22 protein-coding genes are annotated in these 21,817 nt (G+C 70.8%); 13 read left to right on the top strand and 9 right to left on the bottom strand.

Translation table 11 applies throughout. The features are described 5' to 3' along the window. Positions 1 to 37 precede the first annotated feature (37 nt). Positions 38 to 634, top strand: coding sequence for a response regulator transcription factor (locus ABGA98_RS41340; RefSeq protein WP_347623943.1), 597 nt, complete (start codon positions 38 to 40; stop codon positions 632 to 634). A 114-nt stretch (positions 635 to 748) separates the two neighbouring features. Here ABGA98_RS41340 and ABGA98_RS41335 read toward each other — a convergent pair whose 3' ends face one another. Continuing rightward, positions 749 to 1,864, bottom strand: coding sequence for a PP2C family protein-serine/threonine phosphatase (locus ABGA98_RS41335; RefSeq protein ID WP_347623942.1), 1,116 nt, complete (start codon positions 1,862 to 1,864; stop codon positions 749 to 751). 118 nt (positions 1,865 to 1,982) lie between these two features. Here ABGA98_RS41335 and ABGA98_RS41330 point away from each other — a divergent pair, with 118 nt between their 5' ends. Both ABGA98_RS41330 and ABGA98_RS41325 read left to right on the top strand, forming a co-directional pair. Then, on the top strand, positions 1,983 to 3,212 hold the full coding sequence (locus ABGA98_RS41330; protein ID WP_347623941.1) for a GNAT family N-acetyltransferase: 1,230 nt from the start codon (positions 1,983 to 1,985) through the stop codon (positions 3,210 to 3,212). A 15-nt stretch (positions 3,213 to 3,227) separates the two neighbouring features. After that, the gene (locus ABGA98_RS41325; protein ID WP_347623940.1) at positions 3,228 to 3,374 is read left to right on the top strand and encodes a hypothetical protein; all 147 of its coding nucleotides are present in this window, start codon (positions 3,228 to 3,230) and stop codon (positions 3,372 to 3,374) included. On the opposite strand, the gene ABGA98_RS41320 is transcribed toward ABGA98_RS41325, so the two are convergent. Further along, positions 3,371 to 3,838 (bottom strand): ribose-5-phosphate isomerase, encoded by a 468-nt coding sequence (locus ABGA98_RS41320; protein WP_347623939.1) that lies wholly within the window; start codon positions 3,836 to 3,838, stop codon positions 3,371 to 3,373. The genes ABGA98_RS41325 and ABGA98_RS41320 overlap by 4 nt on opposite strands. A 91-nt stretch (positions 3,839 to 3,929) precedes the next feature. Between ABGA98_RS41320 and def the strand changes: the two genes are divergently transcribed. Together def and ABGA98_RS41310 are read left to right on the top strand one after the other, a co-directional pair. Beyond that, the gene (gene def, locus ABGA98_RS41315; RefSeq protein ID WP_347623938.1) at positions 3,930 to 4,415 is read left to right on the top strand and encodes a peptide deformylase; all 486 of its coding nucleotides are present in this window, start codon (positions 3,930 to 3,932) and stop codon (positions 4,413 to 4,415) included. A gap of 9 nt (positions 4,416 to 4,424) precedes the next feature. Next, entirely contained in the window at positions 4,425 to 5,153 is a 729-nt protein-coding gene (locus ABGA98_RS41310) for an SDR family oxidoreductase (RefSeq protein ID WP_347623937.1), read from the top strand. Between the two features lie 25 nt (positions 5,154 to 5,178). Here the strand turns inward: ABGA98_RS41310 and ABGA98_RS41305 are convergent, their stop codons facing one another. Further along, the gene (locus tag ABGA98_RS41305) at positions 5,179 to 6,582 is read right to left on the bottom strand and encodes an aldehyde dehydrogenase family protein (protein WP_347623936.1); all 1,404 of its coding nucleotides are present in this window, start codon (positions 6,580 to 6,582) and stop codon (positions 5,179 to 5,181) included. A 129-nt stretch (positions 6,583 to 6,711) separates the two neighbouring features. Next, complete coding sequence (locus ABGA98_RS41300; RefSeq protein ID WP_347623935.1) at positions 6,712 to 7,332, bottom strand: DsbA family protein; 621 nt, start codon at positions 7,330 to 7,332, stop codon at positions 6,712 to 6,714. 90 nt (positions 7,333 to 7,422) lie between these two features. Here ABGA98_RS41300 and pepN point away from each other — a divergent pair, with 90 nt between their 5' ends. The 3 genes from pepN (at position 7,423) to ABGA98_RS41285 (ending at position 12,353) form a co-directional block, all read left to right on the top strand. Continuing rightward, the gene (gene pepN, locus ABGA98_RS41295; RefSeq protein WP_347623934.1) at positions 7,423 to 9,984 is read left to right on the top strand and encodes an aminopeptidase N; all 2,562 of its coding nucleotides are present in this window, start codon (positions 7,423 to 7,425) and stop codon (positions 9,982 to 9,984) included. 94 nt (positions 9,985 to 10,078) lie between these two features. Then, the gene (locus ABGA98_RS41290) at positions 10,079 to 11,347 is read left to right on the top strand and encodes a protein kinase (protein WP_347623933.1); all 1,269 of its coding nucleotides are present in this window, start codon (positions 10,079 to 10,081) and stop codon (positions 11,345 to 11,347) included. A gap of 55 nt (positions 11,348 to 11,402) precedes the next feature. Beyond that, complete coding sequence (locus ABGA98_RS41285; protein ID WP_347623932.1) at positions 11,403 to 12,353, top strand: hypothetical protein; 951 nt, start codon at positions 11,403 to 11,405, stop codon at positions 12,351 to 12,353. A gap of 13 nt (positions 12,354 to 12,366) precedes the next feature. On the opposite strand, the gene ABGA98_RS41280 is transcribed toward ABGA98_RS41285, so the two are convergent. Further along, positions 12,367 to 12,729, bottom strand: a complete 363-nt coding sequence (locus tag ABGA98_RS41280) for a DUF5130 family protein (protein WP_347623961.1) — start codon at positions 12,727 to 12,729, stop codon at positions 12,367 to 12,369. Between the two features lie 7 nt (positions 12,730 to 12,736). Continuing rightward, positions 12,737 to 13,027 (bottom strand): hypothetical protein, encoded by a 291-nt coding sequence (locus tag ABGA98_RS41275; RefSeq protein WP_347623931.1) that lies wholly within the window; start codon positions 13,025 to 13,027, stop codon positions 12,737 to 12,739. A gap of 239 nt (positions 13,028 to 13,266) precedes the next feature. On the opposite strand from ABGA98_RS41275, the gene ABGA98_RS41270 reads away from it, so the two are divergent. The 3 genes from ABGA98_RS41270 (at position 13,267) to ABGA98_RS41260 (ending at position 16,740) form a co-directional block, all read left to right on the top strand. Then, positions 13,267 to 14,094 carry a nuclease-related domain-containing protein gene (locus ABGA98_RS41270; RefSeq protein WP_347623930.1) on the top strand — a complete coding sequence of 276 codons (828 nt, stop codon included), beginning with the start codon at positions 13,267 to 13,269 and terminating at the stop codon, positions 14,092 to 14,094. Positions 14,095 to 14,299: 205 nt separating this feature from the next. After that, a complete protein-coding gene (ilvD, locus tag ABGA98_RS41265) occupies positions 14,300 to 16,138 on the top strand; it encodes a dihydroxy-acid dehydratase (RefSeq protein WP_347623929.1) in 1,839 nt (612 codons plus the stop codon). Positions 16,139 to 16,245: 107 nt separating this feature from the next. After that, positions 16,246 to 16,740, top strand: coding sequence for a WYL domain-containing protein (locus tag ABGA98_RS41260; RefSeq protein WP_165974528.1), 495 nt, complete (start codon positions 16,246 to 16,248; stop codon positions 16,738 to 16,740). 140 nt (positions 16,741 to 16,880) lie between these two features. On the opposite strand, the gene ABGA98_RS41255 is transcribed toward ABGA98_RS41260, so the two are convergent. From ABGA98_RS41255 to ABGA98_RS41245, 3 genes are read right to left on the bottom strand one after another with little or no spacing between them, the layout of a single operon-like run. Beyond that, entirely contained in the window at positions 16,881 to 17,084 is a 204-nt protein-coding gene (locus ABGA98_RS41255; RefSeq protein WP_347623928.1) for a zinc ribbon domain-containing protein, read from the bottom strand. 56 nt (positions 17,085 to 17,140) lie between these two features. After that, positions 17,141 to 17,935 (bottom strand): GNAT family N-acetyltransferase, encoded by a 795-nt coding sequence (locus ABGA98_RS41250; RefSeq protein WP_347623927.1) that lies wholly within the window; start codon positions 17,933 to 17,935, stop codon positions 17,141 to 17,143. A 44-nt stretch (positions 17,936 to 17,979) separates the two neighbouring features. Continuing rightward, positions 17,980 to 18,486 carry an HNH endonuclease gene (locus ABGA98_RS41245; protein WP_347623960.1) on the bottom strand — a complete coding sequence of 169 codons (507 nt, stop codon included), beginning with the start codon at positions 18,484 to 18,486 and terminating at the stop codon, positions 17,980 to 17,982. Positions 18,487 to 18,767: 281 nt separating this feature from the next. On the opposite strand from ABGA98_RS41245, the gene ABGA98_RS41240 reads away from it, so the two are divergent. Further along, a complete protein-coding gene (locus ABGA98_RS41240) occupies positions 18,768 to 20,825 on the top strand; it encodes a prolyl oligopeptidase family serine peptidase (protein ID WP_347623926.1) in 2,058 nt (685 codons plus the stop codon). A gap of 333 nt (positions 20,826 to 21,158) precedes the next feature. Beyond that, a complete protein-coding gene (locus tag ABGA98_RS41235; protein WP_347623925.1) occupies positions 21,159 to 21,812 on the top strand; it encodes a DUF6461 domain-containing protein in 654 nt (217 codons plus the stop codon). Positions 21,813 to 21,817 lie beyond the last annotated feature (5 nt).

Raw genomic sequence — 21,817 nt, 5'->3', positions numbered from 1 at the left:
CAAACGATCACCCTAAGAGACGATGGAGGGGGAGTCCTTGATCCGCATACTGATCGCAGAGCACCTGCCTTTGGTGCGTCGTGGCCTGCTGGCCATCCTTGGAGCCGAGCCCGATCTGCGGGTCGTGGCGCAGGCGGGATGCGCGGACGACGCGGTGCGGGCGGCCATCGAGAGCTGCCCCGACGTGGCCGTCGTCGACGCCGGGCTGCCGGGGAGTTCCGTTCTGGCCGGGCTCTCCGCGCAGGCGCCGGGATGCAAGGTGCTGATGTTGTCGGCCGATCCCCATCCAGGGCAGGTGCGCAGGGCGCTGGCCGAGCGGGCGCTGGGGTTCATGAGCCTGTGCGTGCCGCCGGAGCGGCTGGCCGAGGGGGTGCGCCTGGTGGCGGCGGGCCGCCGGGCCATCGAATCCGAGCTGGCCGCGGCCGCGCTCCAGTGTGAGACGAATCCGCTCACCAGGAGGGAGCTCGACGTGCTGCGCGTCGCGGCGGGCGGGGCCCGCTCGACCGAGATCGCCGACCAGCTCTTCCTGTCGGTGGGCACCGTGCGCAACCATCTGTCCCGCATCATGTGCAAGACCGGGGCCCGCAACCGGCTCGACGCCGTGCGCATCGCCAGCGACCAGGGCTGGCTGTGACGGGACCCGGTGGAGCCGCGCCGCTCCGCCGGGGCCCGAACCTCTAGAGGATCTCAGCAGCGTCGAGCCCGCTGCCAGTGACTGCCAACACGACCTGAACCATGTGGTTCGTCATCAGGGGCGCCAGATCAGCACCAATGCGCAGTCGTCGTTGTGGCCGGAGGCCATGGCGTTGACCAGCGGACGCGCGCCGTCGCGGAAACCGGACGGCAGCAGCCGCTCCGCCTCGCCGAGCAGCCGGTCGAGCCCGGCGTCGATGTCGCGCCCCGGCTGCTCGATGAGGCCGTCGGTGAAGAGCAACAGCGCATCGCCCTTGCGCAAGGTGCCGCTGTCGGGCTCGCAGTGCAGGTCGGGCACCACGCCGAGCACCACGCCCTTGGCCGAGGCCACCTGCCAGTTGCCGGTGCCCGCGTCGAACTTCACCACCGGCGGATGCCCGGCCGAAGTGATCGTGTAGTCGCCCGTGTCGAGGTCGAGCCGCACGTGCACCGCGGTCACGAAGCCCTCGTCGCCCCGCTGGCGGTGCAGGTAGGTGTTGCAGGCGGGCAGGAAGTCGTCGACCGATCCGAGCAGCCCGCCGAACGTGCCGGACAGCAGCAGCGCCCGGGTGCCCGCGTCGACGCCCTTGCCGGACACGTCGACCAGGGCGATCTCGACGGAGTTGCCGTCGCGCATGGAGACCAGGAAGTCGCCGCCGAACGACGACCCGCCGGCCTGCTTGAGCACCACCTTGCCGCCCCAGTCCTTGGGCAGCGGCGGCAGCTCGCCCTGGCTCTTGAGGCGGTCGCGCAACTCCAGCAGCATGGCGTCGCCGCGCAGCCCCTGCACGCCGAGTTTCCCCCTGGTGCGGGCCATGAGCACGGCGAGCACCGTGGTGAACACGATCGTCACGGTCAGCCCGACGCCGATCCGTCCGGGGCCCAGCGCGATCGCGATGTAGCCGAGCGCGACGCCGACGCCCACGAGCAGCTTGACCAGGCTGCGCAGCCGAAGCTGGAGCCCGCCGATCAGGGTGACGAGGATGAGCAGGGAGGGTGAGAACCACTCGGTCGAGGCCTCGACCGCGAGGAACCCGATGACGAGCGCGAGAACGGTCAGCGTGAGGAGCAGGTTGCGGTCGCGGGCCAGCGGCCCTCGCCGGATGAACCGGACGGCAGCCACCAGCCCCGGCACCCGCACCAGGACGGCACGGACCCGTGGCGGGATCAGCGGCGCCGGTCGGGAACTCATGATGGGCCTGACTGTATCGGTCTGACCGGTGTTTGGGCAGCCCACTTGACCAAGGCCTTGATCATTAAGCACGGATATTCGGTGGCCCTCCCGCTTTGCCCGCTCCTACCGTGGACAGATGACGTATCCGATCCGCCCGATTGACGAGTCCGAGTGGCCGGCGTTCGCGCTGGTGCTCGAAGAGGCATTCGGCTGGCGGCCGAACCCCGCGCAGAACGAGCGCTACAAGGCCGAGACGGAGTTCGACCGCACGCTCGCGGCCTTCGACGGTGACCTCATCGCGGGCGTCACGTCCATCTACAGCCTCACCATGACGGTCCCCGGCAGGCAACTCCCCGTCGCGGGCGTGACGGCCGTCAGCGTGCTGCCCTCCCATCGCCGCCGCGGCGTTCTGTCGTCGCTGATGCGCAGGCAGCTCTCCGACATCCGGGAGCGTGGGGAGAGCGTCGCCGCTCTCTACGCCTCCGAAGCCTCCATCTACGGCAGGTACGGCTACGGCAGGGCGTCGAGCGAGCTGTCGTTCCACCTCAGGAAGCAGGGTTCGGCGTTCGTCGGCAACGCTCCGTCGGACCCGTCGCTCAGGCTCAGGGTCGCCAGGCCCGCCGACGTACGCGCCGACCTGGAGAAGGTGTTCGCCTCCGTCGTGGCCCGGCGTCCCGGCCGCTACGAGCGCAACGCGCGGTTCTGGGACAACGTGCTGGCCGACGAGGAGGCCGACCAGGGCGGGGCCGGCCCGTTGCGCTCGGTGCTGGCCGAGGACGACGGCGGCGTGCGCGGTTACGCCCTGTTCCGGATCAAGTCGTCGTGGGACGCCAACGGCCTCCCCGACGGGGAGCTGAAGCTGCAGGAGCTGGAGGCGGCCGACCCGGCGGCGTACGCGCTGCTGTGGCGCAGCGTGCTCGACCGCGATCTGGTCTCCCGGGTCGACGCCCGCCCCAGGCCGGTGGACGACCCCCTGCTCACGCTGCTGGCCGACCCGCGGCAGGTGCGCGCGAGCTGGAACGACGAGCTGTGGGTGCGCGTGGTCGAGGTGGACGGAGCTCTCGTCTGCCGGTCCTACTCCGCGCCCGTGGACGTGGTGATCGAGGTCGAGGACGACGTGTGCCCGTGGAACGCCCGGCGCTGGCGGCTCGCCGCCGGCCCCGCGGGCGCGGAGTGCACGCCCGTCGAGGACCAGCCTGACGTGACGCTGCCGGTGGCCTCGCTCGGCTCGGCGTTCCTCGGCGACGGCCTGCTCATGCAGCAGCTTGCGGCGGGGCTCGTGCGGGAGCACTCCCCCGGCGCGCTGCGTTCGCTGGCCACCGCCATGTCGTGGCACCCGAAGCCATGGGCGGGGCTGACGTTCTGACGTAGGGTCGGGGACATGGCCCTGCAAAGCCTGCAGATCACCGCGACCGTCGCCATGCGTGCCCGCGACGTGTCGAGACCGTCGAAAGAGCAGCAGGAGGCCGCCGACCGGCGGCCTCTGCGCGACGAGATGCCCAGGCGCGAGCCCAAGCGCAAGGGCTAGGGCAGGGAGGGCAGCTGGCCGATCGTCTCGTAGGTGTCGAGCTGCGCGATCCGCCTGCTGTGGCGCTCGCTGCCGGAGAACGACGTGGTCAGGAACACCTCCACGAACCTGGTCGCCTCGTCGAGGGCGTGCATGCGCGCGCCAACGCTGACGACGTTGGCGTTGTTGTGCTCGCGCGCCAGGGCGGCCGTCTCCTCGCTCCAGGCCAGTGCCGCGCGGATGCCGCGCACCTTGTTGGCGGCGATCTGCTCGCCGTTGCCCGAGCCTCCGATGACCACCCCCAGGCTGCCGGGGTCGCCCGCGACGCCTTCGGCCGCGCGCAGGACGAACGCGGGATAGTCGTCCTCCGCGTCGTAGACGAAGGGACCGCAGTCGATCACGTCGTGACCGTGGTCCTTGAGCCAGGACACGAGGTGGTTCTTCAGCTCATAGCCGGCATGGTCGGCACCGATGTAGACACGCACATGACCAGTCTTCCACAGCCCTCGCCGATCAGGCCCTCTTGTAGAGTAAGGACCTGTTCCGCAGTCCAGTCCTTACGAAAGCAGAAATCGTATGCGCGAGATCCGCATCATCGGCGATCCGGTGCTGCGCACGACCGCCGATCCCGTCACCGACTTCGACCGCGACCTGCGCCGGCTGATCGACGAGATGTTCCAGGCGATGTACGCGGTCAACGGCGTCGGCCTGGCGGGCCCCCAGATCGGCGTGTCACGAAGGTTGTTCGTCTATGACATCAGCGGACGCAAGGGGCACGTGATCAATCCGCGGTTGACCGTCGACGACCCGGAGGAGGTGCTCGACGAGGAGGGCTGCCTGTCGGTGCCCGACCGCCGGACGGGCCGGCCGATCTACGCCCCTGTCGCGCGGGCCGCGGGCGTCACCGTCGAGGGCGTCGACCGGCTGCAGCGGCCCGTGCGCGTCAAGGCGCGCGGATCGCTGGCGCGCTGCTTCCAGCACGAGACCGAGCATCTGGACGGCAAGCTGTACGTCGACCGCCTCCCCAGAAACGAAGCCCGCGAAATCATGCTCAGAGCGTAGGTTGGCCGCATGAGCGTACTTTCAGGAAAGGGCGCACTGGTCACCGGAGGCTCCAGAGGCATCGGCCGGGCCGTCGTGGAGCGGTTGACGGGCGACGGGGCGCAGGTCGTGTTCTGCTACGAGCGCTCCGAAGAGGCGGCCCTGCAGGTGGCCGAGGAGACGGGGGCGCACGCCGTACGCGCCGATCTGGGCGACGAGGATGACCTCGAGCGGTTGTTCGCCGAGGCGGAGGCGCGGCTGCCCGGGCTGGACATCCTCGTCAACAACGCCGCGCTGAGCCTGAGCAAGCCGCTGGCCGACATCACCGGCGACGACTACGAGCGGGTCTTCGCGGTGAACACCCGGGCGGTGTTCCTGGCCACGCAGTGGGCGGGCCGCGTCATGCGGGACGGCGGGCGGATCATCACGATCTCGACGCTCAACACCCAGGTGCCCGCGCCCGGTCTGATGCTCTATTGCGGCAGCAAGGGGGCGGTCGAGCAGTTCGCCAAAGTGGCGTCGCGCGAGCTGGGCGGACGGGGCATCACCGTGAACGTCGTCTCGTCCGGCGCGACCGACACCGACATGCTGCACGGCGCCAACCCGCCGGAGGCGCTGGAGCAGACGGAGGCGTTGACCGCGCTGCGGCGTCTCGGCAGGCCCGACGACCTCGCCGCCGTGGTCGCCTTCCTGGCGGGCCCGGACGGGCGCTGGGTCACCGGCCACAACCTGCACGCGACCGGCGGGCTGCTCGTCTGACCCGCCGGCGCGTCGCCTCCGGCGGTTACAGCTGCAGCGCCTTGATCTCCAGGAACTCCTCGAGCCCGTACTCGCCGAGTTCCCGGCCCACGCCCGACTGCTTGTAGCCGCCGAACGGGGCCATCGGGTTGAACCGGCCGCCGTTGACGGCCACCTGGCCCGTGCGGAGCCTGCGGGCGACCGACACGGCGTGTTCCTCGGTGCCCGACCAGACGGCTCCGGCCAGGCCGTATTTCGTGCCGTTGGCGATCTCGACGGCCATGTCCTCGGTCGTGTACGGGATCAGCGACAACACGGGGCCGAAGATCTCCTCCTGCTCGATCGTCATGCCCGGCTCCACACCCGCGAACACGGTCGGCTCGACGTAGTAGCCCCGTTCGTGAGGCCGCTCGGTGCCGCCGGTGACCAGTCTGGCGCCTTCCTCCTGGCCCCTGTTGATGTAGCGGACGACGCGCTCGCGCTGGGCCGCCGACACCAGCGGGCCGATTCTGGTCGACTCGTCGAAGGGGTCGCCGACGGTGTAGCCGCGCGCCGTCTCGACGGCCAGCCGCACGGCCTCGTCGTACTGGTCGCGGTGGACGATCATGCGGGTCAACGCCGAGCAGGTCTGGCCGGCGTTGACGAAGCAGTTGGCCACGCCCACCTTGACCGCCAGGGGCAGGTCGGCATCGGGAAGGATGATGTTTGCCGACTTGCCGCCCAGCTCGAGCGCAACCCGCTTGACCGACTCGGCCGCGAGCGAGGCCACCCGCCGGCCCGCGCCGGTCGAGCCGGTGAACGACACCATGTCGACGTCGGGGTGGGCGGCCATGGCCTCCCCGATCACCGGTCCACGCCCGCTCACCAGGTTGAACACGCCCGCGGGCAGGCCGACCTCGTCGAAGATCTCCGCCAGCGCGTACGCCGCGAGCGGCGCCACCTCGCTCGGCTTCAGCACCACGGTGCACCCGGCGGCCAGCGCGGGACCCACCTTGCAGATGATCTGGTGCAGCGGGTAGTTCCACGGCGTGATCGCCGCCACCACCCCGACCGGCTCCTTGAGCACCAGCGAGTTGCCGGCCCGCGACTCGCGCGGATGGCTTTCCGCCAGGCGCGCGTAGGAGGACAGCACGGTCGCGGGCATGAGCGTCTGCACCTTGAGCGCGAAGCCGAGCGGCGCGCCCATGTCGGTGGCGATCGTCTTGGCGATCTCGTCAGCTCGCTGTCTCAGCAGGTCGGCGGCGTCGCCGAGCAGCTTCCCGCGCTCGGCGGCGGCGGTCTCCGCCCATCGGGGGAAGGCTTTTCTGGCCGCCCGCACGGCCGCCTCAACGTCGCCGGGCGTGCCCGCGGGGACGCGGTCGATGATCTCTTCCGTGGCCGGGTTCGCGACCTCGATGGACTCGTCCGACGTCGACGCGGTCCAGGAGCCGCCGATATAGAGCTGGCGCATAGCACCATCCTGACAGCGCTTGACGTGGCATTGAAAGGGCTCATCCCTGGTCGGGATGAGCCTTCTCCACCACCGCCGGCCTTATTCCACCGCCGGCGTAAGACGACGCAATGGGCATAGACGGAAACGTCAGTCGAATTGCGGTCGTTTGGTGCGAGTGCGCTTCAGCTCGAAGAAGTCCTCGTACGCGGTGACCGCCAGCACGCCGTCCCAGAGCTTGCCCGCGTCCTCACCTCGGAGGATGCGGGTGATCACGGGCCCGAAGAAGGCGTTGGCGCCGAGGCGGATGATGGGCGTGCCGACCTCCTGGCCGACGAGCGTGATGCCCTCGTCGTGAGAGGCGCGGATGGTGGAGTCCCACTCTTCGGAGTGCATGGCCTCGACGAGGCTCTTGTCGAGGCCGGCCCGCTCGAGTGCGGTCTCGACGGTCTCGCGCAGCCGCTCGGGCTCCTCGCTCCTGCCCTCGTTGTGCAGCAGGGTGCCGAGAGCGGTGTAGAGCTCGCCGATGGCCGGCTCGCCGTGCTTGGCGGCGGCGGCCGCCACCACCCTGACCGATCCCATGGCCCGGGCGGCGCGCTCGCGGTAGTCGTCGGAGACGTCTTTGTCCTCGTTGAGGATGTGGAGCGACATCATGCGCCAGCGCGGCTCGATGGGGCGAACCTTCGCCACCTCGATCAGCCATCGTGACGTCACCCACGCGAAGGGGCAGGATGGGTCGAACCACAGGTCCACGGGAATCTTTTCAGTCACGTGGGGCCATAACCTGAGGTGGTTCGGGTCCTATTCCCGCCGTGGCAGGATACCGACAAACTTCTACGAAGCGGTGAAAAGGAGCGCAACTTGGCAGGCAACCTGACCCGAGACGAGGCCCGTGAGCGCGCCCGGCTGCTGAAGGTCGAGTCTTACGAGGTCGCACTCGACCTGACGGAGGGGGACGAGCGCTTCGAGAGCGTCACGACGGTCCGCTTCGCCAGCACCAGCCCGGGCGCGTCCACCTTCATCGACCTGCATGGCGCCCGCGTGCGCAAGGTCGTGCTCAACGGCGAGGAGCTCGACGTGGCGAGCTACGACGCCGCCGCCGGGCGCTTCCCGCTGCCCTCGCTCGCCAAGGCCAACGAGCTGCGCGTGGACGCCGACTGCTCCTACATGCGCACCGGCGAGGGGCTCCACCGCTTCGTCGACCCGGTCGACAAGAACGTCTACCTGCACAGCCAGTTCGAGACGGCCGACGCGCACCGCATGTACGCCTGCTTCGACCAGCCCGACCTCAAGGCCACCTTCCAGCTCACCGTGCTGGCCCCGGCCGGCTGGGAGGTCATCTCCAACGCCGGCGCCACCGGCGTGGAGGAGCTGCCCGAGCAGGCGGGCAAGCACGGAGCGGTGCCCGCCGCCCGGCGCTGGCAGTTCGCGCCCACACCGGTCATCTCCACCTACATCACCGCGCTGGTGGCCGGCCCGTACCACAAGGTGACCACCGAGCACGACGGCATCCCGCTGGGCGTCTACTGCCGGGCCTCGCTGGCCGGCCACCTCGACGCGGACAACATCTTCGAGGTCACCAAGCAGGGCTTCGACTTCTTCCACCGGGTGTTCGGGGTGCGCTACCCGTTCGGGAAGTACGACCAGCTCTTCGTGCCCGAGTTCAACGCCGGCGCCATGGAGAACGCCGCCTGCGTTACGCTCCTGGAGGACTACGTCTTCCGCTCCCGCGTCACCGACGCGGTCGTCGAGCGGCGTGCCGAGACGATCCTGCACGAGATGGCGCACATGTGGTTCGGCGACCTCGTCACCATGCGCTGGTGGGACGACCTGTGGCTGAACGAGTCGTTCGCCACCTACATGTCCGTACTCGCCCAGGCCGAGGCCACGCGGTGGGGCAAGGGCGCGTGGACGACCTTCGCCAACGTGGAGAAGGCCTGGGCCTACCGCCAGGACCAGCTCCCCTCCACCCACCCGATCGCCGCCGACATCCCCGACATGCAGGCGGTCGAGGTCAACTTCGACGGCATCACCTACGCCAAGGGCGCCTCGGTGCTCAAGCAGCTCGTCGCCTACGTGGGCCTGGACAACTTCCTGGCCGGCGTACGCGACTACTTCGCCGAGCACGCCTGGGGCAACACCGAGCTGAAAGACCTGCTCACCGCGCTGGAGCGCACGTCGGGCCGTGACCTGTCGTCCTGGTCGAAGGAGTGGCTGGAGACCTCGTGGGTCAACACGCTGCGGCCCTCGTTCGAGGTGTCGGGAGACCGGTTCACCCGATTCGAGGTGCTGCAGGAGGCGCCGGCCGACTACCCGACGCTGCGCTCCCACCGGGTCGCCATCGGCCTGTACTCCCTGGCCGGCGGCGAGCTGACCCGTACGAAGCGGGTGGAGCTCGACGTGGTGGGCGCCCGTACGAACGTGGCCCAGCTCGTCGGCGAGGAGCAGCCCGACCTCGTGCTGATCAACGACGACGACCTGACCTACGCCAAGATCCGCCTCGACGAGCGCTCCTTGAAGACGCTGGTCGACGGCGGCATCGCCGCGTTCACCGAGTCGCTGCCGCGGGCCCTGTGCTGGTCCGCGGCCTGGGACATGACCCGCGACGGCGAGATGTCCACGCGCGACTACGTCAGGCTGGTCGTGTCGGGCGTGGAAACGGTCTCCGACATCACCGTCCTCCAGGCGGTGCTGCGGCAGGCGCGCATGGCCGTGCAGCAGTACGCCGACCCGGCGTGGCGGCAGGAGGGCCTTGAGCTGCTGGCCGGCAGGCTGCGCGCGCTGCTCGCCTCCGCCGAGCCGGGCTCCGACCACCAGCTCGCCTTCCTCCAGGCGTTCGCACCCGTGGCCGGCTCCGACGAGGACCTCGACCTGCTGCAGAGCATCCTCGACGGCTCGACCGTGCCCGAGGGCCTGACCGTCGACGCCGACCTGCGCTGGTCGCTGGTGCACGCGCTCGTCTCCTGCGGCCGCCTGACCGAGTCGGACGTCGACGCCGAGCTGGAGCTCGACCCTACGGCGACCGGTGAGCGCTCGGCCGCGCACTGCCGGGCCGCGATCCCGACCGCCGAGGCCAAGGCCGCCGCGTGGGACCGGATCGTGGGCGGCGAGCTGGCCAACCACATCGCCCGTACGACCATCGGCGGCTTCCAGGACCCGCGCCACCCCGAGCTGCTGGCCTCCTACCGCGAGAAGTACTTCGCCGAGGTGGGGCGCATCTACAAGGAGTGGACGTTCGACCAGGCGTCCACGTTCGCCGTGGGGTGCTTCCCCGCGCTGCTCATCGAGCCGGCGACCGTCGAGGCCGCGGAGCGCTACCTCGCCGACGAGGAGCCGCCGCAGGCGTTGCGCCGGCTGATCCTCGAGGGCGCCGACGGCGTGAGCAGGGCCCTGCGCAACCGGGAGACGGACGCCGCCGCCTGACGCGCCCGCCGCTGGCCCCCGCCGTCCCGGCGGGGGCCTGCGAGCTGCGCCGACTTGGCCATGGCGACGCAGCGGCGATGTTAGCCTCAAGTACGTGCTAGGCGCCGGGACCACGCTCAATGATCGCTACGTGCTGACCGGCCGTCTCGGCGGCGGCGGCATGGGCGAGGTGTGGCGTGCCGACGACACGGTTCTCGGGCGCGCGGTGGCGGTCAAGGTGCTCATGCCCGCGCTCACCGAAAACCCCTCCTTCACCCAGCGGTTCCAGAACGAGGCCAGGGCCATGGCCACGCTCCGGCATCCCGGCGTGGTCGACGTCTACGACTACGGCGTCAGCGAGGTCGACGGCCGCCAGGTGAGCTTCCTGGTCATGGAATACGTGGAGGGCGAGTCGCTCGACCACGTGCTGCGGCGCGGCGCGCTCGGCCCGGAGTCCACCATGCGACTGGTCGCCGAGGTGGGCGACGCGCTGGCCGCCGCCCACGCGCAGGGCATCGTCCACCGCGACGTCAAGCCGGCCAACCTCATGATCAGGCCCGACGGCAGCGTGGCGCTCACCGACTTCGGCATCGCCCACTCCGTCTCCGCGGGGCATCTGACGGCCACGGGCACGATGCTCTGCTCGGCCGGCTACTGCGCCCCCGAGATGGCCACCAGCAGCGACGTGACCCCCGCGGTCGACGTTTATGCCCTCGGCGTGGTGGCGTACGAGTGCCTGACCGGGCAGTTGCCGTTCCAGGGCGACACACCCGTACAGATCATCTTCAAGCACCTCAACTCCCCCGTCCCGCGCCTGCCCGCCGACGTGCCGGCCGGGCCGCGGCAGGTGGTGGAGCGGGCGCTGGAGAAGACGCCCGAGGCGCGCTGGCCGTCGGCGGCGCTGATGGCCGAGGCCGCGCGCAAGGCGCTGACCTCTCCCACCACGCTGCCCGTGCCACGCCGCCGCTCGGTGCGGGCGGTGCTCGCCATCACGGCCGCGGTGGCGGTGTCCGTCGCGGTGGCGGGATTCATCTGGCTGCGTCCGGTGACGCCCGCGACGGTGAGCCGGATGGAGCCGCCGACCGTCACCGCCACGGCCATGGCGACCTCGCCGTCGCCTTCGGCCACCACGAAGCAGCCGGTGCCGCCGGCCAAGCGCACCTCCGGCCCCAAACCCTCCCGCTCCACCACGACGTTGCCGACGCCCACCCCGACGGTCACCGCCACCGAGACCGAGACCCCGACCGTCTCGCCGACCACTCCCCAGCCCGAGCCGACCGAGGAGCCCACGACCGACGTCCCCGAGGAGCCGACGTCCGAGCCCACGATCTCCCGGCCGCCGCCTCCGGGCGAGATCCAGTGCGTCCGGGCTCCGTGCCCGTGACCTGCCTGTGGCGCCGGCGTCCTTAGCGGCTCGCCGAACGTGAGAAAGTCTTCGCGTGGACTCGACTCGTGACCTTTTCGTCGCCCTTGCCCGCCGTTATGCCTTCGCCGACCTCGGTGCGCTGGCCCCCGCCGCCGACATCGCCGAGGTGTGCGAGTTCGGTCAACGACTGCTCTCGCTCGACGCCGAGGACTTCGCGGCCGAGGCCCGGGTGGTGCCCGCCGACCTGCGGCGGCGCGCGCGAGCCTGTCACATGCCGCAGACACCGCGCGAGCAGCCGCGCGGGGCGCTGGAGTCCCTGCGGCCCGCGTACGAGCTGCTGCTCGAAGTGATCTCCGTACGGTGGCACCGGCGCGAGCTGAGCCCGATGATCGCCGCGGTGCACATCGCCGCCGAATACCTGCCGCTGCTGGCCTTCGAGCCGCAGCTCGGCCACGCGGGCGACCCCGCGCGCTGGCCCGAGGCCCTGAGCGCGGCGGGCAGCAGGTTCGGCGTGATCGGCGACCGGGAGTGCGACCACACGAAGTCCGAGCAGTCGGCCACCAACCGGACGCTACGGGTGTCGGCCGAGCCGGGCGAGGGCTGGCGAGCCTACTTCGACCGCCAGCACAGCCAGGTCGCCGGCGCGCTCGCCGTGTGCGTCGCCACCTGCCGCAACCCGTGCACGGCCATGGACTGGATCGAGCCGGAGCCGCGGGCCGACCTCCAGCTGCGTGCCCGCACGGCCCTGGCCTTCGCCGAGACCCCGCTCGTCCGGCTGCGCCACGCGGCGCCGGTGGGGCACGGATTCGGGGTGCCGTCGCCGGAGGAGGTGCTCGACGCGTGGGAGCGCAGCCGGGCCGGGCTCGACAAGAACGCCGTCGGGGCGGCGGCGCTGAAGGACGACGGGTTCCCGCTGCCGGGGCTGCCCGCGCTGTTCTCGGCCGTCGCCGACGCCCCGATCGAGCCGGCGACCCTGCTCGACGGGGTCAGCCGGCACATCGTCAGCCTCCTCGAACGCGACTGACGCCCCGGCCGGGTCAGCGGCGGGCCGCGGCCTGCTCCGCGAGGGCGGCTATGCCGTACAGCAGGCCGCCCACCAGGTCGCCCACGCTGAACGAGGTGGCCATCGACATCGCCGTCAGCCGGCAGGCGCTGTCGGGCAGCCGGAGCCGGGCGGTTTCGCCGGTGACGATCTCCAGCGCCCGCCCCACGGGATCCACGAAGATCACCACGGCGCCGGCGGCCTCGTCGCCCAGGGCGGCGTGCAGGCTCTCGGCGAAGTGCCGCCTGGAGCCCTCCGGCCGGCCGATGAACAACCCGAACCGCAGGCCGCTTCGTTGCTCGGCGGCCTGCACGGCCTTCCTGATGTCGTCGGCCTGTGGGGCGGTCAGTCCGCGCATCGTCACCTCACCACCCCGCGGACGCGCCGCCGACGCGCCTGCCGGGCTCGGCCGTCTCGGCGGCGGCCACCCAGTCGTGCTCGGGAACGTCCGTCCAGTGCGCCACGCGGTCGGCCAGCACCAGCGCGGACGTGCTCACGCCGCGCTCGCTCCTTGACGGCCCGCCGATCCACACCGGCCACGATCCCTCCCGGCGCCGTGGCGCCCGGCCCGGCACCATGACCAGCAGGCTGATCAGCACGAACAGCCCCATGGACACCCCGATGAGCAAGAGCAGAATCTCCGCCGCGCTGTTCACACCCTGACCGTAAACCGCCGCGGCGGGTCCGGCCAGACCCGTCACGGGGTGTCCGGCACACAACACATGATCAGCAGGCCCCACGCCACGTTAGGATCTTTCACGGGCCCCTGGGCATCTCTAGAGAAGAACGTAAGACATACCCGGAAAACACGCGTGGAACACGATGAGCTGGGCCATAAAACTATGGACACGGCAACACTAGGAATCGATCGAACCCCCGGGCTACGGTGAGTTACGTGGACTCCGACATCCAGCGAGAAGACGGTCACAACGCGTCACCCATCTGGGTGAGCGACAAGCCAGAAAGCGAGCAGACCGCCGCCGCGAAGCCTTCGGCGCCCACCTCCACATACGCGCCGGTCAAGCGCGTGTCCGTGCGCAGCCTGCTGCAACAGCCGCGGGTCCGCCGCCTGCGCAACCGCGCGATCCTGGCGGTGCTCGTCGGCCTCGTCGTGGGCTTCCTCGTGGGCGACTGGCGGGCGGGTGTGACCGCGGGCGTGCTCGCGGCCATCGCGGAGGCGATCTATCGGGCGCGATCCCACTCCTCCGTGCCCGCGTGGCGGCGCACGTCCGTGGCCGAGCGCCGCACCGAGGCGCAACTGCGCAAGCTCGAGCGCAACGGCTACCGCACGCTGCACGCCAGGGCGATCCCGGACAGCGAAGCCCAGATCGACCACCTCGTGGTGGGCCCGACGGGCGTCTACGCGGTCGACTCCGAGAAGTGGGACAAGCGGCTGCCCGTGCGCGTGCAGATGGGCAAGAAGCTCTTCCACGGGCCGTTCGACATGAAGCCCCGCATCACCGAGGCCAAGTGGGAGGCGTCGCGGGCGAGCGAGCTCATCAGCAAGTCGTTCGGCCGCGAGGTCTCGGTCGTGCCCTCCCTTGCCATCTACGGGCCGCAGGTGCCGTGGAAGATCATGACGATCCGCGGCGTGGACGTCTACCAGGGCGACCGCGCCCGCAAGTGGATCACCAAGCGGGAACGGGCGCTGACCGAGGGCGAGATCGACCGGATCTACGACATCGCCGCCCAGGTGCTCCCGGCCCGCTACGGCGAAGACTGAGCCACCCGGTGGCTATGCGTTCGACCGGCGGCTCCTCTCCCATCGCCGCAGGCTGAACGCCCTTCGGAGCGGCCTTCTCGTGCGCCCCGCCCGTCCCCCGTCGTGATGCGGGCGGCCGGCGGCAGTCCGATGCATGGACAGACGTCTCAGTTGCCGGGCAAGTGGCCGTAACATGTGAAGACTTGCTAGCGATGGGAGAAGCGCAATGCCGGCCCTCAGGTCACGTACAGTCACCCACGGCAGGAACATGGTCGGTGCCCGGGCCCTGCTCCGGGCGACCGGCGTAGCCGGGGGCGATTTCGGCAAGCCCATCATCGCGGTGGCCAACAGCTTCACGCAGTTCGTTCCCGGCCACGTGCATCTGCGCGAGGTCGGCGACGTCGTGGCGTCGGCCGTCAGGGAGGCCGGCGGCATCCCCCGCGAGTTCAACACGATCGCGGTCGACGACGGCATCGCGATGGGCCACGGCGGCATGCTCTACTCCCTGCCCTCGCGCGAGCTGATCGCCGACGCCGTCGAATACATGGTCAACGCCCACTGCGCCGACGCGCTGATCTGCGTGTCCAACTGCGACAAGATCACGCCGGGCATGCTGCTGGCGGCGTTCCGGCTGAACATCCCGACGATCTTCGTCTCCGGCGGGCCCATGGAGGCCGGCAAGACGCCGGGCAGGAAGCTCGACCTGATCGACCCGATGATCGCCGCCGCCGACGAGTCCGTCTCCGACGCCGACCTGCTGGAGATGGAGGAGGCCGCCTGCCCGACGTGCGGCTCCTGCTCGGGCATGTTCACCGCCAACTCGATGAACTGCCTGGCCGAGGCGATCGGCCTCGCGCTGCCCGGTAACGGCACGATCCTGGCCACGCACAAGGCCCGCAAGAAACTGTTCGAGGACGCCGGCCGGCAGCTGGTGGAGATCAGCCGCCGCTACTACGAGGAAGACGACGAGTCGGTGTTGCCGCGCTCGATCGCGACCCGCGAGGCGTTCGAGAACGCGATGACGCTCGACGTGGCGATGGGCGGCTCGACCAACACGATCCTGCACATCCTGGCCGCGGCCCGCGAGGCCGAGGTCGACTTCGGCCTCAAGGAGATCAACGAGCTGTCGCTGCGGGTGCCGTGCCTGTGCAAGGTCGCCCCTGCCACCAGCAAGTTCCACGTCGAGGACGTGCACCGCGCCGGCGGCATCCCGGCCATCCTGGGCGAGCTCGACCGGGCCGGCCTGCTGCACCGCGACGTGTCCACGGTCAGCGGCGGCACGCTCGCCGACGTGCTGGCCCGCTGGGACGTGCGCTCGCCGTCGGTCCTGCCGGAGGCCGTGGAGTTGTGGCACGCGGCGCCCGGCAACGTGCGCACGGTCAAGGCCTACTCGCAGGACAACCGCTGGGACTCCCTCGACCTCGACCGGGCCGAGGGGTGCATCCGCGACATGGAGCACTCCTACACCGCCGACGGCGGGCTGGCCGTCCTCTACGGCAACATCTCGCGTGACGGCGCGGTCGTGAAGACCGCGGGGGTCGACGAGTCGATCTGGAAGTTCAGCGGGCCCGCGGTGGTGTTCGAGTCGCAGGAGCAGGCTGTCGAGGGCATCCTGGGCGGGCGCGTCAAGGAGGGCGACGTGGTGGTCATCCGCTACGAAGGCCCCAAGGGCGGGCCCGGCATGCAGGAGATGCTCTACCCGACCTCCTTCCTCAAGGGCAGGGGCCTGGGCAAAGCCTGCGCCCTCGTCACCGACGGGCGCTTCTCCGGCGGCACCTCGGGGTTGTCGATCGGCCACGCCTCGCCCGAGGCGGCCGAGGGCGGCACGATCGCGCTGGTCGAAGACGGCGACATCATCGACATCGACATCCCCAATCGGTCGATGGAGCTGCGGGTGGCCGAGGCCGAGCTGGCGGCCCGGCGCGAGCGGCTGCTGGCCGAGCTGGGCCGCTTCCGCCCGCGCGACCGCGACCGGCCGGTCACCGTGGCGCTGCAGGCCTACGCGGCGATGACGACGTCCGCGTCCACGGGCGCCTCGCGCGACCTGTCGCAGCTGTCGCGATAAGCGCTGCCCCTGTACGGCAGGCGACCGGGTTCTCGCCTGCCGTACAGGCTCTTCTCTCGCCGCACAGATTTTCGAAAATTGTCGGTGGCCGTCCGTATTCTTGGGGTATGACGACAGTCGTGAAGCACGATACTCGCCCGCTGACGACCGCCGAGATCGCCGCCCTCGCCCTCTCCCTCGCCCACCTCGGAGCGGGTCCGCAGGCCGTCACCGCCAGGCGTGGCCTGCAGCACGCACTCGAGCACCTGGAGCTCGACGACGACGTCATCTCCACCACCCTCGCGACCCTCACCGAGCCGCTGCCCGTCGACGTCGCCTCCCGGGCCAGGCTCATGGCCGACGCCATCACCAGCCGCCTCATGATCCGCCTCCACTACCGCGACGCCTACGGCACCGTCACCGCGCGCGACGTCGAGCCGGTGACCTGCCTGGTCCACCGCGAATACTGGTATCTGGTCGGCGTGTGCAGGATGCGCCGGGCCATCAGGGCGTTCAGGTTCGACCGGATCATCGCGGTCGAACCCACGCTCACGCCGTCCCGACCGCATCTCGCCGACCGGTTCCTGCCGTTCCAGCGCCGCAAGCGCGCCAGGGCCGCGTAAGAGCCTCACCACCTGTTCGACCTGCCGCCCCGGCAGCCGGGCCGGGGCGGCAGGCACCGGAGGATCTCGCTGTCCGGCCGGCCACGGGAGTACGGGCCATCCGCCGTGCGCACCCGCCAGGTCGTCGCGGGATGTGGCGCTCAGGAGGAGCAGCAGCCTCCGCCGCAACAACCGCCGCCGCCCTGGGGTGCGGCCGCGCCGCCCGTCATGGACACCGTGGACAGCAGCTTCACCGTGTCGTCGTGGCCCTCGGGGCAGGTGGCCGGGTCGTTGGAGGCCGACATGGAGCGGGAGACCTCGAACGTGGAGCCGCAAGCGCGGCAGCGGAAGTCGTATCGCGGCATGCGCCGAGTTTACCTCCGGCGGCCGTGCGGCCGCCAAGGGCCGCCGCGCCGGGCCGTCAGTAGGTGAGACGCGCGTAGTCGGACACCGGCTCGTAGCCGATGGCCTGGTAGATGGCGTTGCTCGTCGGGTTGTCGAGGTCGGTGAAGAGCACGACATGGTCACACCGCTCGGCCAGGCCCGTCTGGCTGGCGAACGCCGTGACGGCGGCGCCGTAGCCGCGCCTGCGGCACGAAGGCGGCGTGTAGACGGGCCCGATGCGGCAGACGCCGCCGGCCGCCGGTGACAGCCCGGCGAGCGAGACCGGCGCCTCGTCCACCTCCCACACGAGCAACTCGCGGCGCGCCAGCCGCTGCGCCGCCCGCTCGGCCAGGTCGGCCGCGGGCATCTCCACCTCGTCGTGGAACGCGTGATACCAGCTCGCCAGCAGCGGGAAGTCGCCCGGGACGGCGACCCTGCCCCGGCCCGGCACCTCGGGCACGGTGAGCGCGCCGAGGCGGTAGAGCCGCTCCGACGCCGCCCTGCTGGGCTTCCCGAGCAGCCGGACGGCCTCGGAGATCACCTCGATGGGGCCCACGAGCGCGGGCAGCTCGCGGTCGAGCGCCTCGACCAGGGGTGCGACAGCCTCGACGGGCATCGAGAAGAGACCGATGGGATGCGGCGGAGTGCGGAAGACCGCGCCGCGAACCTCGCCGTCCACCGTCCACCAGCCGAAGAGCGGGTCCTTGGCGGGCATGCCCGCGCGCAGGTTGGCGAGGACGGTCAGCGGGACGGTGTTGCGCACCGGGTCGCCGAGCAGGAAGGGCTCGGCGACCGCGGCGTATTCCTCAACCTCTGAGGTGAAGGTCCACATGCCTGCTCATGGTGTCAGGAGGTGAACCCCCGCATCAAAACCTTTCAGGCCGCGGCCTCGAGGTAGGGCGCCCACTGCGGGTCTCCGACGAGCGAGGCGCCGATGAGCCTCCAGTGGGCGCCCCGTGGCACCGCCGGGCTGACGCGGAGCGTCCACCCCAGCTCCTCCAGGTACTTGTCGGCCTTCCTGTGGTTGCAGGTCGTGCAGGAGGCGACGCAGTTCTCCCAGGTGTGCGTGCCTCCCCTGGACCGCGGGATGACGTGGTCGATGGTCTCGGCCCGCTGCCCGCAGTAGGCGCAGCGGTAGTCGTCGCGTCGCATGAGGGCGGCCCTGGTCAGAGGGATGCGCGACCGGTAGGGAATGCGGACATATCTGCGGAGCCTGATCACCGAAGGAACGTCGAGCGTACGGCTCGCGGAACGCAGCACCGCGCCCCGGCCGTCGCGGTGCACGACGTCGGCCTTCTCCCGCAGCACGAGCACGATGGCCCGGTGCAGCGAGAGGGTGGTCAGCGGCTCGTAGGTGGCGTTGAGCAGCAGGACTTGGCGCATCATCGGGCCTCTCCCTGCTGCGCGCGTATCAAAGGGGACATGCCGCGGCATGTCCCGCCTGTCGGGCCCTCCTGGGGCACTCGTGCTTCCGTCACGTGGACCTCCGCCGGACGGCCCAGCGGATGGTCACCACGGCACCGTCCTGTCACCAAGTCTGGCGTTTGTACCGTGGTCCCCGCCACCCCAAAAGCATCCAGCGGACTGACTAAAGGGACGCACGGTACGTTTTATGCCCGCTCGACCAGCGCTTTACGCATCCCCGTTGGCATAGGGTTCCTGGCATGACGCGAGAGCCGTACCCGACCGCACGACGCGAAGAAACCAGTGACATCCTGCACGGAACACCCGTGCCCGACCCCTATCGGTGGCTCGAGGACCCCGACGGTCCCGAGACCAAGGGATGGCTGCTCGCGCAGGCCGAGCTGTTCGGCCGGGAGCGCGGTCCGCAACGTTTCAAGAGCCGCATCGCCGAGTTGCTCAGGTCGGGCTCGGTGGGCGTGCCGACCTGGCGCGGCGGGCGCCACTTCTTCTCGCGCCGCACCCCCGACCAGGAGCACGCCGTCTACTACGTCGTCGAGCCCGACGGCACCGAGCGGGCGCTGATCGACCCCATCGACATCGACCCCTCCGGTCTGACCACGCTCGACGCGGTCCAGCCCGACAAGGAGGGCCGCCTGCTCGCCTACCAGATCTCGGTGGGGGGCAACGAGGAGTCGGTCCTCTACATCATGGACGTCGCGACGGGAGCGCGCGTCGAGGGGCCCATCGACCGCTGCCGCTACTCCCCCGTCGCCTGGCTGCCCGGCGGGGAGGCGTTCTACTACGTGCGCCGGCTGCCGAGCACCGAGGTGCCGGAGAACGAGACGCAGTTCCACCGCCGCGTCTACCTCCACCGCGTCGGCACCTCCACCGAGGACGACGTGATGATCTTCGGACAGGGCCTGAAGCTGACCAACTACTACGGCGTCTCCGTCTCGCGTGACGGGCGCTGGCTGCAGGTCTCGGCGCACGAGGGCACCGCGCCGCGCAACGACATCTGGGTGGCCGACCTGACGGAGTCCCCCGCCGACCGGCCCGCGCTGCGGGTGGTGCAGGAGGGCGTGGACGCCCAGTCGGCGCTGGTGTTCGGCCGCGACGGCCGCCTCTACGTCCACACCGACCGCGACGCGCCGCGGGGCAGGGTGTGCCTCGCCGACCCGGCCGCGCCGGGGTTCGAGACCTGGCGCGACCTCGTCCCCGAGGATCCCGAGGCGGTGCTGAGCGACTTCGCCATCCTCGACGACCTGGAGCGCCCGGTCATGCTGGTGGGCTGGACCCGCCACGCCATCAGCGAGATCACCGTGCACGACCTCGAGACCGGCGAGCGCGTGGGCGAGGTGCCTGCGCCCGGCCTCGGCTCCATCGGCGGCATCGCCGAGCGTCCCGAGGGCGGCCACGAGGCGTGGTTCGGCTACACCGACAACACCACGCCGCCCACCATCCAGCGCTACGACGCCCGCACCGGCGAGACCACCCTCTGGGCGGCCTCCCCCGGCGCGGTGGAGGTGCCGGAGGTGCGCACCTCGCAGGTCGTCTACCAGTCTCACGACGGCACCGACGTCCGCATGCTGATCATCTCTCCGGCCGGCGAGGCCTCCGGCCCTCGCCCCACGGTCCTCTACGGCTACGGCGGTTTCGGCCTGTCCATGACGCCCGGCTACTCCGCCTCGATCCTGGCCTGGGTGGAGGCGGGCGGCGTCTACGCCATCGCCAACCTGCGCGGCGGCGGTGAGGAGGGCGAAGAGTGGCACCGCGCGGGCATGCTGGCCAACAAGCAGAACGTGTTCGACGACTTCCACGCGGCCGCCGAGCACCTCATCGCCACCGGCGTCACCACGAAGGAGCAGCTCGGCATCTCCGGCGGCTCCAACGGCGGCCTGCTCGTGGGCGCCGCGCTGACGCAGCGCCCCGACCTCTACTCCGCCGTCGTCTGCTCCGCGCCGCTGCTCGACATGATCAGGTACGAGAAGTTCGGGCTCGGCGCCACCTGGAACGTCGAATACGGCTCCGCCGACGACCCCGAGCAGTTCGCCTGGTTGCGGGCCTACTCGCCCTACCACCACGTGAACCAGGGGGTCGCCTATCCCGCGACGCTCTTCACCGTCTTCCAGTCCGACACGCGCGTGCACCCGATGCACGCGTGGAAGATGTGCGCGGCGCTCCAGCACGCCACGACGGGCGAGCGTCCCGTGCTGCTGCGCAACGAGACGGAGGTGGGCCACGGCGCCCGCTCGGTGAGCAGGACGGTCGACCTGTCGGCCGACACGCTCACCTTCCTGGCACGGCACACCGGCTTGTAGCCACGGCAGCATCAGCGCGTTGGGGCCGGCCATGGTCGAGGCCGCCCCGGTGCGCTCCTGCGCCCCTACGTGTTGCGCCTGTGCGCCTACAGCGAGCGATACGCCGAGCCGGTGACCGCTTCACCGTCACGCGCACGATGGGGCCGGCGGAGGGTGCGGAGGTGTTCCTCAAGCGCGAGGTCCGCGGGGACCGCGCATCACCATGGATCTCCTGGACCAGCCGTACGGGTCACGCGAGTACGGCTGCGCGGACCCGGAGGGCAACGCCTGGTAGTTCGGGACGTACCGGCCCTGACGGGTTTCTGTCGGTGGCACCTGCCACGATCCGGGGGCATGACCAACGATCCGCTCGCCCCCTACCGCTGGCTCCAGGCCGCCGACGGCGACCCGGGCAACCCCCTGGGCGACATCTTCTGCGTGTCCTTCTTCCGCGGGCTGGGTCCCGCCGAGGTGCTGCGCCGCTTCGGCCCGGCCGGGCCGCCGGGCAGGGAGATGAGCTTCGACGAGCTGGACGAGCAGGTGCACGCGTTCGTCGACGAGACCGCCGGGGGTGACGGCGGCGGTCACGTCGGCGTGGTCCCGCTCGGCGAATGGTGCGTCGCGATCGAGCCGTCGGGCTGGACGGCGACGTTGCCGGAGGTCATCGTGCCGCTCTCGCAGGGTTGTGAGGTGGTGACCATCAGCAGGCACGACTACGCGGAGGACGACTTCAGCTACGCGATCGACGGCGCCGTCCTCACCACCTTCCGGCCCATCATGCCCAGCGAACGGCACGGTGATGACAAGGACCGGCTCAACGAGCTGATGCGCGAGGTGGGGCTGACCCCCGAGGAGGATGACGACGACGGGTGGGAGGCGCGGTGGGAGGACATGTCGGCCAACGGCCTGGCCCGGGCGTTCCTGCTGGCGGCCCGGATCACCGGGGTGGAGTTCACCGCCGGCCTGTTGTCGGGCCCGCTGCTCGTCGGCGCCATCGGCGAGCGCTAGGAGAG

Origin of the sequence: Nonomuraea sp. B1E8 (assembly GCF_039871515.1) — a bacterium.
Lineage (GTDB): Bacteria > Actinomycetota > Actinomycetes > Streptosporangiales > Streptosporangiaceae > Nonomuraea.
This window is presented reverse-complemented; position numbering and strand designations above follow the sequence as displayed.

Bases quoted from the DNA above. Each gene is read 5' to 3' on its own strand.
- ABGA98_RS41335 (WP_347623942.1), bottom strand. From the start codon at position 1,864: ATGAGTTCCCGACCGGCGCCGCTGATCCCGCCACGGGTCCGTGCCGTC.
- ABGA98_RS41330 (WP_347623941.1), top strand. From the start codon at position 1,983: ATGACGTATCCGATCCGCCCGATTGACGAGTCCGAGTGGCCGGCGTTC.
- ABGA98_RS41325 (WP_347623940.1), top strand. From the start codon at position 3,228: ATGGCCCTGCAAAGCCTGCAGATCACCGCGACCGTCGCCATGCGTGCC.
- def (WP_347623938.1), top strand. From the start codon at position 3,930: ATGCGCGAGATCCGCATCATCGGCGATCCGGTGCTGCGCACGACCGCC.
- ABGA98_RS41310 (WP_347623937.1), top strand. From the start codon at position 4,425: ATGAGCGTACTTTCAGGAAAGGGCGCACTGGTCACCGGAGGCTCCAGA.
- ABGA98_RS41305 (WP_347623936.1), bottom strand. From the start codon at position 6,582: ATGCGCCAGCTCTATATCGGCGGCTCCTGGACCGCGTCGACGTCGGAC.
- ABGA98_RS41280 (WP_347623961.1), bottom strand. From the start codon at position 12,729: ATGCGCGGACTGACCGCCCCACAGGCCGACGACATCAGGAAGGCCGTG.
- ilvD (WP_347623929.1), top strand. From the start codon at position 14,300: ATGCCGGCCCTCAGGTCACGTACAGTCACCCACGGCAGGAACATGGTC.
- ABGA98_RS41260 (WP_165974528.1), top strand. From the start codon at position 16,246: ATGACGACAGTCGTGAAGCACGATACTCGCCCGCTGACGACCGCCGAG.
- ABGA98_RS41255 (WP_347623928.1), bottom strand. From the start codon at position 17,084: ATGCCGCGATACGACTTCCGCTGCCGCGCTTGCGGCTCCACGTTCGAG.
- ABGA98_RS41250 (WP_347623927.1), bottom strand. From the start codon at position 17,935: ATGTGGACCTTCACCTCAGAGGTTGAGGAATACGCCGCGGTCGCCGAG.
- ABGA98_RS41245 (WP_347623960.1), bottom strand. From the start codon at position 18,486: ATGCGCCAAGTCCTGCTGCTCAACGCCACCTACGAGCCGCTGACCACC.
- ABGA98_RS41240 (WP_347623926.1), top strand. From the start codon at position 18,768: ATGACGCGAGAGCCGTACCCGACCGCACGACGCGAAGAAACCAGTGAC.
- ABGA98_RS41235 (WP_347623925.1), top strand. From the start codon at position 21,159: ATGACCAACGATCCGCTCGCCCCCTACCGCTGGCTCCAGGCCGCCGAC.